This is a genomic window from Aquirufa regiilacus (assembly GCF_032470275.1).
Lineage (GTDB): Bacteria > Bacteroidota > Bacteroidia > Cytophagales > Spirosomataceae > Aquirufa > Aquirufa regiilacus.
Window position 1 is genome coordinate 889,678 of the sequence record NZ_JAVNWW010000001.1, and the last position, 11,810, is coordinate 901,487.

The 11,810-nt window shown below is 35.4% G+C and carries 13 protein-coding genes and 3 tRNA genes; 8 read left to right on the forward strand and 8 right to left on the reverse strand.

All coding sequences use genetic code 11. The annotated features are described in order from the left end of the window. Nucleotides 1-24 precede the first annotated feature (24 nt). The 8 genes from PQG45_RS03920 to PQG45_RS03955 are packed head-to-tail and all read left to right on the forward strand — an operon-like array spanning nucleotide 25 to nucleotide 5,820. Nucleotides 25-759 carry an electron transfer flavoprotein subunit beta/FixA family protein gene (locus PQG45_RS03920; RefSeq protein ID WP_315575586.1) on the forward strand — a complete coding sequence of 245 codons (735 nt, stop codon included), beginning with the start codon at nucleotides 25-27 and terminating at the stop codon, nucleotides 757-759. Beyond that, complete coding sequence (locus PQG45_RS03925; protein ID WP_315575584.1) at nucleotides 756-1,703, forward strand: electron transfer flavoprotein subunit alpha/FixB family protein; 948 nt, start codon at nucleotides 756-758, stop codon at nucleotides 1,701-1,703. Before PQG45_RS03920 ends, PQG45_RS03925 begins: the two co-directional genes overlap by 4 nt. Nucleotides 1,704-1,756: 53 nt before the next feature. Beyond that, on the forward strand, nucleotides 1,757-2,329 hold the full coding sequence (locus PQG45_RS03930; RefSeq protein ID WP_316070331.1) for a bifunctional nuclease family protein: 573 nt from the start codon (nucleotides 1,757-1,759) through the stop codon (nucleotides 2,327-2,329). A gap of 1 nt (nucleotide 2,330) precedes the next feature. After that, nucleotides 2,331-3,203, forward strand: coding sequence for a cell division protein FtsX (locus PQG45_RS03935; RefSeq protein ID WP_315575580.1), 873 nt, complete (start codon nucleotides 2,331-2,333; stop codon nucleotides 3,201-3,203). A 2-nt stretch (nucleotides 3,204-3,205) separates the two neighbouring features. Further along, nucleotides 3,206-3,421: a DUF3098 domain-containing protein gene (locus PQG45_RS03940; RefSeq protein ID WP_315575578.1), complete on the forward strand. Its 216-nt coding sequence runs from the start codon at nucleotides 3,206-3,208 to the stop codon at nucleotides 3,419-3,421. Then, on the forward strand, nucleotides 3,421-4,212 hold the full coding sequence (locus tag PQG45_RS03945) for an undecaprenyl-diphosphate phosphatase (RefSeq protein WP_315575577.1): 792 nt from the start codon (nucleotides 3,421-3,423) through the stop codon (nucleotides 4,210-4,212). Before PQG45_RS03940 ends, PQG45_RS03945 begins: the two co-directional genes overlap by 1 nt. Further along, nucleotides 4,197-4,901, forward strand: coding sequence for a tRNA pseudouridine(55) synthase TruB (gene truB, locus PQG45_RS03950; RefSeq protein ID WP_315575575.1), 705 nt, complete (start codon nucleotides 4,197-4,199; stop codon nucleotides 4,899-4,901). The genes PQG45_RS03945 and truB overlap by 16 nt, the downstream gene beginning before the upstream one ends. Next, nucleotides 4,879-5,820 (forward strand): bifunctional riboflavin kinase/FAD synthetase, encoded by a 942-nt coding sequence (locus tag PQG45_RS03955; protein ID WP_315575573.1) that lies wholly within the window; start codon nucleotides 4,879-4,881, stop codon nucleotides 5,818-5,820. Before truB ends, PQG45_RS03955 begins: the two co-directional genes overlap by 23 nt. Here the strand turns inward: PQG45_RS03955 and pheA are convergent. The 8 genes from pheA to PQG45_RS03995 form a co-directional block, all read right to left on the reverse strand. Beyond that, nucleotides 5,794-6,873 (reverse strand): chorismate mutase, encoded by a 1,080-nt coding sequence (gene pheA / locus PQG45_RS03960; RefSeq protein WP_315575572.1) that lies wholly within the window; start codon nucleotides 6,871-6,873, stop codon nucleotides 5,794-5,796. The genes PQG45_RS03955 and pheA overlap by 27 nt on opposite strands. Before the next feature lie 18 nt (nucleotides 6,874-6,891). After that, nucleotides 6,892-8,064, reverse strand: a complete 1,173-nt coding sequence (locus PQG45_RS03965; protein ID WP_315575570.1) for a glycosyltransferase family 4 protein — start codon at nucleotides 8,062-8,064, stop codon at nucleotides 6,892-6,894. A 4-nt stretch (nucleotides 8,065-8,068) separates the two neighbouring features. Next, nucleotides 8,069-8,626: a colanic acid biosynthesis acetyltransferase WcaF gene (locus PQG45_RS03970; RefSeq protein WP_315575569.1), complete on the reverse strand. Its 558-nt coding sequence runs from the start codon at nucleotides 8,624-8,626 to the stop codon at nucleotides 8,069-8,071. After that, complete coding sequence (locus PQG45_RS03975; RefSeq protein WP_315575567.1) at nucleotides 8,619-9,965, reverse strand: hypothetical protein; 1,347 nt, start codon at nucleotides 9,963-9,965, stop codon at nucleotides 8,619-8,621. The genes PQG45_RS03970 and PQG45_RS03975 overlap by 8 nt, the downstream gene beginning before the upstream one ends. Continuing rightward, a tRNA-Arg gene (locus PQG45_RS03980) sits at nucleotides 9,942-10,015 on the reverse strand. Before PQG45_RS03980 ends, PQG45_RS03975 begins: the two co-directional genes overlap by 24 nt. 58 nt (nucleotides 10,016-10,073) lie before the next feature. Continuing rightward, nucleotides 10,074-10,147 (reverse strand) — tRNA-Pro (locus tag PQG45_RS03985). 10 nt (nucleotides 10,148-10,157) lie between these two features. Then, nucleotides 10,158-10,244, reverse strand: a tRNA-Ser gene (locus tag PQG45_RS03990). A gap of 73 nt (nucleotides 10,245-10,317) precedes the next feature. Beyond that, nucleotides 10,318-11,808: a glutamate synthase subunit beta gene (locus PQG45_RS03995; RefSeq protein WP_315575565.1), complete on the reverse strand. Its 1,491-nt coding sequence runs from the start codon at nucleotides 11,806-11,808 to the stop codon at nucleotides 10,318-10,320. Between the last annotated feature and the right edge of the window lie 2 nt (nucleotides 11,809-11,810).

Below are 11,810 nucleotides of genomic sequence, written 5' to 3' on the forward strand. Positions count from 1 at the left end.
TGCTTGCATAACAATTTGATGCCTATGAAAATATTAGTATGTATTTCCGCTGTCCCGGACACAACTTCAAAGATAAGTTTAAGTTCTAACAATTTTGTCAACATGGACGGGTTGACGTTTATAACGGGTCCTTATGAAGATTATGCACTTTCTCGTGCAATTGAATTAAAAGAAGCCAATCCTGATTCAATTGAAATTACGATATTTCATGTGGGATTAGATGATGCTGAGCCTATAATTCGTAAATGTTTAGCTTTGGGCGCTGACTCTGCAGTTCGAGTGCATGTGAAAGCCAATGACTCATTGCAAGTTGCGCATGAAATTGCTGCCTTTGTGCAAGAGAATCCAGTAGATCTAATTTTGATGGGGAAAGAATCCATTGATTATAACGCTGGCTTAGTTCATTTATATACAGCAAATATTTTAGGGTGGAATCACTACAGTCCGGTAATGAATTTAGCCGTAGAAAATGATTCATGCTTGCTTAAAGTTGAAAGTTCTGTTGGATCCGTGCAACTTTCATCTTCCCTACCCTTGGTCTTAGGCTGCCAAGAACCTATTGCGGAATGGAAAATACCATCTATGCGCGGAATTATGGCTGCTAGAACAAAGCCTATTGTGGTCCGGCAAGCAATTGCTGCTAGTTCATTTACCTATGAAAGAGATGAGGTAAATGAACAAAATCGCAAGGGTATCTTATTCCAACGCGAAAATTTAACTGAGTTAATTGATATTATTAAAAAAGAAGTTAGATCATGAAAAATATAGCGGCATTCATTGAAATAAAAGAGGGAAAAATAAGCCCACGTTCGAAACAAATTATTCATTTGATTCAAGATATTCAGCAGAAACATAACGCATCTGCAATTGTTACACTTTTTACATTTGACCAGGTTAATAAAGTTGAATTACCTGCATTGTCCAATGTAAAGCTTTATAGTCTAACAGGTACAAGTGAAACAGGTCTACTGTCGAAAGGTCAAATTGATACGATATTGGCATTAATTTCTGATGCCTCAAATGCATGTGTAATTGGGTATAAATCAAGTTTATTAGACGCTATTTTATCATCAGCGGCTATCCGATTTAACTTGAAAGTCATTCCTCAAGTGATATCGATTGATGTTGAATCCGATCAATTTGCCTTAAAACAAAGTATTTTTAGTGGTAAGGCGCTTACCTATCTGCATGTTAGTCATTCAGCTGCTTTGCAGCTTAATCCGGCATTCGAGTTTGCAAGCACTACAACAGAGACATCGGAGCAAATTAGTGAAGTGGTAACTTTAGTTCAAGATACACCTCATAAAATAGTATCTGTTGATAAAGTAGCTCAAGGTGCTAACCTAGCGGATGCAAACTTTGTCGTAGGTGCTGGTCGAGGTTTAAAAGATCCGACAAATTGGGGCATGATCGAATCGCTTGCTGATAAAATTGGGGCAGCTACCGCTTGTTCTAAACCCGTTTCGGATATTAATTGGAGGCCTCACAGTGAACATGTTGGTCAGACGGGCATTAAAATTGCTCCTCAATTATATATTGCTTGTGGGATATCAGGAGCTATTCAGCATTTAGCGGGCGTTAATGGGTCAAAAACAATTATCGTTATTAATAATGATCCCGAGGCTCCATTTTTCAAGTATGCAGATTACGGAATCGTTGGGGATGTATTTGATATAGTACCAGAGATTGTAAAAAATATATAAAATCCACCTCATAAGGCTAGAGTTTGCTTATCTTTGTATTTTATTTGAATACTTTGGAAAAGCTTATAAAATTGCAAGTAGTATCCTTGAGTCCAAGCGCGGCTGGAGCTTCTTCCTATATTTTATTTTTACAAGCAGATAATAGCAGCCACTTGGGATTTCCTATGGTAATAGGTTTAACGGAGGCACAGGCTATATCCATGTTTATGGAAGATATAAAGCCTGCAAGACCATTGACACACGATTTATTCGCAAATTTTATTCAGCAAACGGATGTGACTATTTCCTTTGTGGAAATTTCATCCTTCCAAGATGGTGTTTTCTTTGCAAAAATTCATGCGCATGCTCTTGGTGGAGACTTCATTTTAGATGCTAGGCCTTCTGATTCGATTGCATTAGGTCTTCGACTAAATGTTGAAATTCGAATAGAAGAGGCATTGCTAAGTGAAATCGCTATTCCGATGGATACTTTTCATGCCGATGCTTCGGATGATATTGAAATTATTCCAGCAACTGTTTCTGAAATTATTGCTGAATTAGAGTCTTCTTTAGCCAAAGCATTAGCTGATGAAAATTATGAAGAAGCTGCTCGATTAAGAGATCATTTAAATCAATTAACTAAATAATATGCGTTACTCGAAAGGGAGAGCTCAAGCGACCAATCAAATCATTGTTATTTCTATAGCATGTTTGTCCGTAGTAGTTTCATTGTTATTTCAGATGCTAAGCGGCGCTTACACGTGGGGCGAAAGTATTCAGGCTCAAATGAAGGTTTACGTTTACTTAGATGACTCGCTCCAAACGAATCAAATTGATTCCACTGTTTTAGTATTGAAAAATCGGAAAGAATTTATTGCTTCTTCTGCCCAATTAGTTGACAAGCAGTCGATCGCGAAAGATTTTTTGAATACGACACATGAAAATTTCGATGAACTTTTAGGTGACGTAAATCCGTTTAAAAATTTACTAATTCTTCAAACTAAACCTGAATTTCGTAATAAGGCAAGTTTTGAAAAAATTGCTACGTCTTTGCGTAGCTCTCCAGGTATCTACGAAGTTACATATCCTGAAAATTATTTGGAATTAATCATTCCTAAAATTAAGGTCATTTCTAGTGCGGCTTTAATCTTCGTATTATTAATTGCCCTAATTGTTTATTTCCAAATTAGCAACTATACAAAATTGCATATTCATGCAAATAGGACTATGATTAAGTCAATGCAATTATTGGGATCTACGAATGGATTTATTAAGAAGCCTTATTTGTTAAAATCTGTTATTCTTGGCTTATTTGGCTCACTCCTTGGCTATTTAATTACGAATGTATTTTACTTTTACATCAATAATCAAATACCCGAATTAACCTCATATATATTTAATGTTACTAATCAACTTATTATACTCGTTGGTACCATGACTATTGCAATTTTATTTAGTTTGGTAAGTACATTATTGACGTTAAACAAGTATTTAAAACTTTCAGCATCAAATTTGTATTAGCCATGAGCAAATCATTAGACAAATCCGCATTCCCATTAAATGCTAAGCGAATTAGTACTCTACTAATTGGTATCATTATTATGTTCATTGGTTTTTTTGTTATGACGTTAGACAAAGAACCTTTTGGCTTTGGTTTTTTAGGACTTACATTAGGGCCGATTTTAGTTTTAATAGGTGTCATCATTCCTGTTTTCGCTTTATTCAGTATTCGTAAATAATGATAGAATATTTAGACGCACTAATTTTAGGGGTAGTTGAAGGCTTAACAGAATTTTTACCTGTTTCATCAACAGCTCATTTAATTATAAGTGAATACCTGTTAAAGTTACCAGCAAGTAATTTCTTGAATTTTTTAACCATATTTATTCAGTTGGGAGCGATAGCAGCCGTACCATTGCTTTATTTCAAACGCTTGACCAGTTCTATTGCTATCTATCGTTTTGTAACTATTTCATTTATCCCTGCAGTTATTCTGGGTTTAGCCTTTGATGACCTATTGGAGGCTATGTTTCAAGGGTATTATTTCATCGCTTTTTCGTGGATTATTGGGGGGATTATTCTAGTTAATATTGATTTTTGGATGAGGAATACGATTTCAAGTTGCCAAGATGTTTCCCAACAATCCTACGCTCAAGCAATCAAAATAGGCTTCTATCAATGCTTAGCCATGATACCTGGAGTTTCACGATCTGGTGCAACAATTGTTGGTGCTAGATTAACAGGATTAAGTCATCAAGCTGCTATCGAATATTCATTTTTATTAGGTATACCAACCATTCTTGGTGCATGTGCGAAAAAAATACTTGATTACCGCGCAGACATACCTCAATTTATTGATTCGGATCATTTACCTATACTATTAACTTCATTTATTGTGAGTTTTATTGTAGCTATATTTACGATCCGATTTATGGTATCGATTGTTTCAAAATATGGTTTCAAATATTTTGGTTATTACCGGATTTTAGCTGGCATTCTACTTGTAATTACATTATGGTTGAACAAGTAGAAGAACGTATTGAAAATCAATTTTATTTAATTGATAAGCCGCTAACATGGACCTCATTTGATGTAGTTCGTAAGCTTAAGAATCTAGGTAGGTTCAAGAAAATTGGACACGCAGGTACGTTAGATCCATTGGCATCGGGTTTATTAATAATATGTGTTGGTAAACACACCAAAAAGATTGATTATTTCCAAAGTCTTCCCAAAACCTATACAGGAACATTAGTATTAGGTAAGACAACTCCATCTGTAGATTTAGAAACTGCCTTTGATCAAGAATATTCCATTGATCATATTACGATTGAAAAAATCAAGGAGGTAATCCAACAAAGATTATTGGGAGAAATCAAACAAATCCCGCCGATTTATTCAGCTATTAAATTAGATGGTAAACGGTTATATACGCACGCTAGGCAGGGAGTTACTGCAGACGAATTACAAATTAAAATAAGGGAAGCCATTATCTATCGTTTCGAAATAGAGACCACAAATTTCCCGGAAATTGAATTTGAGATTGAATGTTCCAAAGGAACGTATATCCGATCTATGGTTCGAGATTTAGGAGAATTTCTTGATTCTGGGGCCTACTTAAAAAAGCTCGTGCGAACTAAAATTGGCGATTATGCAGTAGATAAAGCGCAGTCAATTGAATCTTTTAATAAAGAAAATTATGCGACTTTATCAGAGTCTTAATGAGATTGATATTCAGTTAAATTCCTGCGTAATAACGGTAGGTATGTTTGATGGTTTGCATCTTGGTCATATGAGTGTGCTCAATCGTGTCAAAGAGATTAGTAAAAAGGAAAATATCCCTTCCGTCATATTAACATTTTCAAATCACCCGCAGACCTATTTTCAGCCGAACATTTCGAATGTTGTGTTGTCAAGTTTACCTGAGAAGGTAAATCAATTAAGTCAATTCGGAATAGATATCGTGATTGCGATACCTTTCGATGCATATATCGCTGGATTGAGTGCTCATGATTTTGCATCAAAAATTTTGATTGATCAATTAAACGTTAAGCACATCGTTTTTGGTTATGACAATCACTTTGGCCATAATCGGGAAGGCTCAAAAGCGTTTGTGGATGTTGAATTTCCCCATATATGTACGCATCGAGTTTCTGAATCCATTATTAATGATGAGGTAGTAAGTAGCTCCTTGATTAAAAGTAAAATTCAAAGTGGAGAAATGCAGCAGGCCTTTACACTTTTGGGCTATTATTATGAACTAAAGGGATGCGTAATTAAAGGAGACCAATTAGGTCGAACAATTGGATTTCCAACAGCAAATTTAAGGCTTGATATAGCTGATAAATTAGTACCACGACATGGCGTTTACTTAACTAAATCGACGGTTTTAGGAAAGGAATATTTTGGAATGACGAATATAGGCGTTCGACCAACAGTAACACAAAGTCAAGAATTACGAATTGAAACAAATCTGTTCAACTTTGATATGGATATCTATGGGGAAGAGATTGGTGTTGAATTTATCGAAAGACTTCGGGATGAGCAGAAATTTGACTCCTTCCCTGCCCTAGTCGCTCAATTACATCAAGATCGAATTAATGCAAATAATTTGTTAGCACAAATTCATATAGCTTCCTAAGAATTTTATCTCATCCGATTTTGAGACTAAAAGCGCATTAATTTCGGCATCTAATTTATTACCTTCCACATCAATAAAAAACCAGAATTTGAATTCGTTGGTATCCTTCTGTGGTCTGGATTCTATTTTCAATAAATTGATGTGCTTATCTTCAAAATCCTTCAATAATTTCAATAAAGTACCCGGCTTGTCATCATTTTTCAGTTTGACTGCTAAGGTAGTTTTATCCCGATTCGTCTTTTTTAAATTCTCAACTTTTGAAATGATGATGAATCGCGTCTGGTTACTGTCATTATCTTGAATATTATCAAACAAGATAGGTACTTGGTAGATTTTCGCTGCAATGTGTGAACATAATGCCGCCGTGCCTGGATTCTCTGCTGCTAATTTAGCTGCTTTCGACGTGGAGTCTACTTGTACAAAGAAATCACTTGATTTAGCAGCGAAATAGTCTTGGGTGAAGCCTTGACATTGATTGAATGCAATATCTTTAGAATAAATGCGGGTAATTGCATTTAAATCATGTTCTTTAGTAGCTAAACAAAAGTTAACAGGTATTATGATTTCGGAAATAATGAATAAGGAACGCTCATTTAATAGATCTAACGTTTCCTTCACCATTCCTTCTTGATTATTCTCAATAGGAACAATACCGTACTTAGCACGACCTGAATCAACGGAATCAAAAATTGATTTAATTGACGGCAAAGAAATATAATCGGCAACTGCACCAAATCGTGATTCAGCGGCTTGATGTGTAAAACTACCTTCAGGTCCTAAAAAACTAATGATTTCAGGTAATTCTAAATTGCGCGATACACCAAAGATCTCTAGAAAAATAGCTTCAATAGCCGATTTTCCCAATCGGCCCGTAGGCAGGCTCGATAGTCGGTCAATAATTTCTTTTTCTCTATCTGGATGATAAATTAAACTATTGTTTGCACGTTTTAAATTACCTACCTGATCTACAACATCCATACGATCAACTAGAAGCTTTAAAATAGCATCATCAATTTGGTCAATTTCATTACGTAGATCACTTAAATTCTTCATTCTTCGTTTATTAATCGCTTAATTTTCGTTTTTGGAATCCTGCGTTTCGTTAATTCTTAAGCGTTCAACTTTATTAACATCACGAAACTTAACACGGTCAACTAATGCCTTGTCAATTTTCTTTGAAAGCAAATAACTGATGACACAGTATAGCGCAAAAGCAATAACCAAATACAATAATAATTGATTGTTACTTTCTTTTCTATAATTACTCAAGTAAGTAAAAATACACACAATACTCATGTTAAATGCCAACAAAACTGCTGTGGCCGTCTTGTGCGAAAACCCAATGTCAATTAACACATGATGTAGGTGTTTTCTATCACCCTCAAATGGAGATTTACCTTCCATAATTCGGATAAAGAACATGCGCAGAGTATCAAAAACAGGTAAAATTAATATTGCCAATGCAAATAAGGGTGCATCCTTCGTTAGTAAAGGATTAACATGGTAGTTATTATTTACAACGACATATTTAATTGCAAAATAGGACAAAAGAAAACCAACAATTAAAGACCCCGTGTCCCCCATAAAGATTTTATTCTTTGTAGACCAATTATAGCGTAGAAATCCAAGCAATGAGCCCGACAATGCCATCGCTAAGGTTGATTGCGCATACATATCTAACGTATAGAATAAATATGCAAACATTAAACTAGCAAATAAACCCACGGATCCTGCTAAACCATCAATTCCATCAATTAAGTTAATTGCATTGATAAGTGAAATGAAAATAAAAATGGTGACAAACAATCCTACATTATATGATAATTGAGTTAATCCCAAAAGACCGTAAAGATTTGATATTTGTAGATTACCTAAACTAATAACAAGGATAGATGCAGCAATTTGAATTAACAACTTCTTCTTGGGTGATAGAATTAAAATATCATCTTTAATACCTAAAAAGAATAAGATGATGATGGCTGAAATTGTTAAATGTAAATCATGACCCTCTTGAGGATTATCCCATATAAAATAGGTAATTAATGTAGCTGCGAAAATAGCAACACCACCTAATGTAGGTGTTAGTTTCTTGTGTGAACTTCTAGATTTGATCTCAGCCATTAAATCTTTCAGTCTCGATATGTTTATAATAACCGGAATGGCTGTTACTGTAATAAACAAAGCCACTACAAAGGAAATAAGTAGTTGGAAATCTTTGTTAGCTAAAATTGTAATATTGTTCATATTCCTACTTTATCACTCTTTCTTTAACTTGAATATTGGCATTTAAACTATATACTTGGTATGCCTCTGTATCTCGCAAAATAATTACTCCTACACCAGTTACGCAATGTGATTTTAACGTAACCCCACCTACAATGGTTGACTTAGCTCCTATCCATACACCATCTTCAATCTCAATTGGTTTACTCATAAGATCAAAACTACGCTTTGCGTAATCATGGTTACCTGTTAATAACAAAGCACCTTGTGATATACATACATCATTGCCTATTCGAACTTCTGAAATATTATCTATCCAACACGCTTCTCCTAACCATACTTGATTACCCAACGACAATTTCCAAGGTAATTTAATTTTAACCCAGGGTTTAATGACTACTCCATGACCAACCTGAGCTCCCATCATTCGAAGCAATAATACTTTTAAGAAATTTGGGTAGGGAATATTAGTCAGGAAAAATAGGTTCGATAAAATTAACCAACAGGCATACTTTAACTTATCACCTAGGGATAAGTGTAGTTGATGTGTAAATAACGACAAATCGCTTGTTGGTTTATTCACTCGCTAACTTGTTTTTGGGAAGTATCAATAAAAATCGTATTAATATAATGTAAAATACCCAATAGGAAAAATCGAGTGGTCGGCCACCCGTAAATACAGCTACAAATAGATTGATATAAAAAAGACTAATGAAGTTTTGAAATAGATTATTCGACTTGACTCCTAAAATGATATAATAGAGTATGAAAAGATTGAAAATACAAAACAAAAGTACTCCAAGGATACCAAAATTGACAAATGCTTCAAGCGCTGGGATATCAACGTACCAAAACTTATAGCCCTTACCAAAAATAAAATCAAACCAATCTCTCGAGATAATTTTCTTGATCATATCGATATTTTGAACTCGATTTAATGCCGAGGCATCTTGCGTAGTTCCTGAATTATTAATTCCCAAACCTGTATTTAACGCGCGTAAAAGAAATTCATATGCTTGATCCGAATATCGATTAAAAGTCTCAATAATCTTGAAGGCTCTATTGAAATACTGTAAAATACCTAGAACAATGAGATAGTATAAGATGGTGATTTTACTGCTTTGAAAACCTTTAAGTACACTGTAATTCCCAAAGACAAGGTAAAAAATAATACATAAACCTACTGAGATGAAATTACCGCGGGATTGTGTAAGAATCAATACCACGAAACTGACTAATATATTAATATGCGCAACTAGATTAATTCGGATACTTTTATTCCCAATAAATTCTAAGGCCTTTTTATGAATGATTAAAAATGAGACAATCAGACCAGCTACCGCATTTCGACCAAATACAATAGGGTTACCCGAAAATTCCTCTCCCGTTCCTTTATTATACTGCACAGTTGCCCGAGCACCCAAAACATAATTTGGATTGGTCGAAATAGAATAAATTAAAGCAAAATTATTGATCAATGTTACAATCAGAATAATGACGGGAATGTAATATTGAACGTCATTGTTAACTCGGAAAATACAATAAATGAATCCAATTAATATAGCAAAATTAATTGCATCAACGATGATCGACGATTTTTGGCTATTGTAGAATATGAAATAAAAAAAGCCCAAGAAAAAGAAACTCAAGCCCGTAAAAGCCAACATTTCATTTCCACGGTAAAAAATCTTTAAGGGAATATGATTGATTAAGAGAATTAAAGCCGTGCTATAAACGACACCTGTGAATAAAGATGTTTGACCGATTCCGAGTAATTCCTTTAAAAAATAGATAAATGGTGGGGCAATCCAAATGAGTATGATGCCCAATGATACTTTCCAATTAAATAATTTATTCTCGTACAAAATAAAAATAGAATTATAATGGAAGAAGATTTGTGATTCCGTTTGGATTCGAACCAAAGACCTACTGCTTAGAAGGCAGTTGCTCTATCCAACTGAGCTACGGAACCCTAAATTAAAAAGTCAATTTAGCTAAATGTGCAAGCACTCTTAACTAAATTGACTGTGTCGGGGTGGCAGGATTCGAACCTACGACCTCTTGGTCCCAAACCAAGCGCGATACCGGGCTACGCTACACCCCGAAAAACACTGCGGAGAGAGAGGGATTCGAACCCTCGGTACCGTTTCCAGTACGCATGTTTAGCAAACATGTCCTTTCGGCCTCTCAGGCATCTCTCCTAGCATTTAAGAGAGTACAAAAATAAGATTATTATTTTAAGATGCCAAACAAACAGCTAAAAAAAACTAAAAATTATAGATCAAACGAAGAAATAGCTTTTCCAGGTAAATTTGTTTTTCCCATTAAACTTATATCAACTTGACGAGCTGCTTCTCTCCCTTCCGAGATAGCCCAGACAACTAAGGACTGACCTCTTCTGGCATCTCCAGCAGTAAAGACCTTGTCTACCAGTGTTTTATAAGTTCCATCAGCTGCTATATTTCCACGTTCATCTAATGAACCACCTTGATTTTTAAGCTCTTCAATCATATTTAAATGATCTGTATGTAAAAATCCTGCAGCAATTAATGCCAAATCACATGGAATCTCACGCACATTACTAATTTCTTGTTCCAATTTTCCATTCACATTTTTCATGGAAATATCTCCAATTACCAAAGCTTTCAACTCTCCCTTTTCATTTTTCACAAACTCTTGTAAGGAAATTGACCATAAACGCTCTGCCCCTTCCTCATGAGATGTTGAAGTGCGTAACATATTAGGCCAATTTGGCCATGGGGTATTTTCAGCTCGATCAACCGGTGGCTTAGGCATTACCTCAATTTGAGTAATTGATTTTGCTTTATGACGATTAGATGTTCCCACACAGTCGGAACCAGTGTCTCCACCTCCAATAACAACGACATGTTTTCCCGTGGCTAAAATATCCCCATAAGAATAATTTTCACCCTTATGATTCTTAACAACCTCGATACCTGATACACGTTTGTTTTGCTGAGACAAAAATTCCATAGCTGGGAAAATACCAATTGCATCGTTTCCCTTAGCTTGAATTAAGCGTGGTGTGGTAGAACCGGTAGTTAAAACGACCGCATCAAACTCTTGTTGTAATTTAGTCAATTTGATATCCTGTCCAATGGTCGTATTCGTTATAAACTCAATACCTTCTTGCTCCATGACAGCTACCCGACGATCAATTGTCGATTTGTCCAATTTAAAATCTGGAATACCAAAACGTAATAATCCACCAACGCGATCAGCACGCTCATATACCGTGACTAAATGTCCTGCTTTGTTCAATTGACTTGCGGCAGCCAAACCAGCGGGACCTGATCCAACAACAGCAACTCGCTTCCCGCTACGTTTAGCAGGTATTTGAGGCACTACCCAACCTTCTGCATATGCTTTCTCAATAATTGATTTTTCAATCATTTCAATCGCCACAGCTGGTTTATTAATACCCAATACGCAAGCAGATTCGCATGGAGCAGGACATATACGTCCTGTGAACTCAGGGAAATTATTCGTTGAAACCAAAATTTCAAATGCATACTTCCAATTTTGCTCAAACACAGCATCATTAAATTCAGGAATGATATTTCCTAATGGACACCCATTGTGACAAAATGGTGTACCACAATCCATACAGCGACTAGCTTGTGCTTCTGTTGCCTCAGGTGATGCCAATAATTCAATTTCTTTATAATCCGTAACGCGCTCTGATACAGGACGCTTTAACGCTGTTTTCCGATCAATTTCTAAAAACCCAGTTGGCTTGCCCATTT

Bases quoted from the DNA above. Each gene is read 5' to 3' on its own strand.
- PQG45_RS03955 (WP_315575573.1), top strand. From the start codon at position 4,879: ATGCGACTTTATCAGAGTCTTAATGAGATTGATATTCAGTTAAATTCC.
- PQG45_RS03965 (WP_315575570.1), bottom strand. From the start codon at position 8,064: ATGAACAATATTACAATTTTAGCTAACAAAGATTTCCAACTACTTATT.
- pheA (WP_315575572.1), bottom strand. From the start codon at position 6,873: ATGAAGAATTTAAGTGATCTACGTAATGAAATTGACCAAATTGATGAT.
- PQG45_RS03925 (WP_315575584.1), top strand. From the start codon at position 756: ATGAAAAATATAGCGGCATTCATTGAAATAAAAGAGGGAAAAATAAGC.
- truB (WP_315575575.1), top strand. From the start codon at position 4,197: ATGGTTGAACAAGTAGAAGAACGTATTGAAAATCAATTTTATTTAATT.
- PQG45_RS03995 (WP_315575565.1), bottom strand. From the start codon at position 11,808: ATGGGCAAGCCAACTGGGTTTTTAGAAATTGATCGGAAAACAGCGTTA.
- PQG45_RS03935 (WP_315575580.1), top strand. From the start codon at position 2,331: ATGCGTTACTCGAAAGGGAGAGCTCAAGCGACCAATCAAATCATTGTT.
- PQG45_RS03920 (WP_315575586.1), top strand. From the start codon at position 25: ATGAAAATATTAGTATGTATTTCCGCTGTCCCGGACACAACTTCAAAG.
- PQG45_RS03945 (WP_315575577.1), top strand. From the start codon at position 3,421: ATGATAGAATATTTAGACGCACTAATTTTAGGGGTAGTTGAAGGCTTA.
- PQG45_RS03940 (WP_315575578.1), top strand. From the start codon at position 3,206: ATGAGCAAATCATTAGACAAATCCGCATTCCCATTAAATGCTAAGCGA.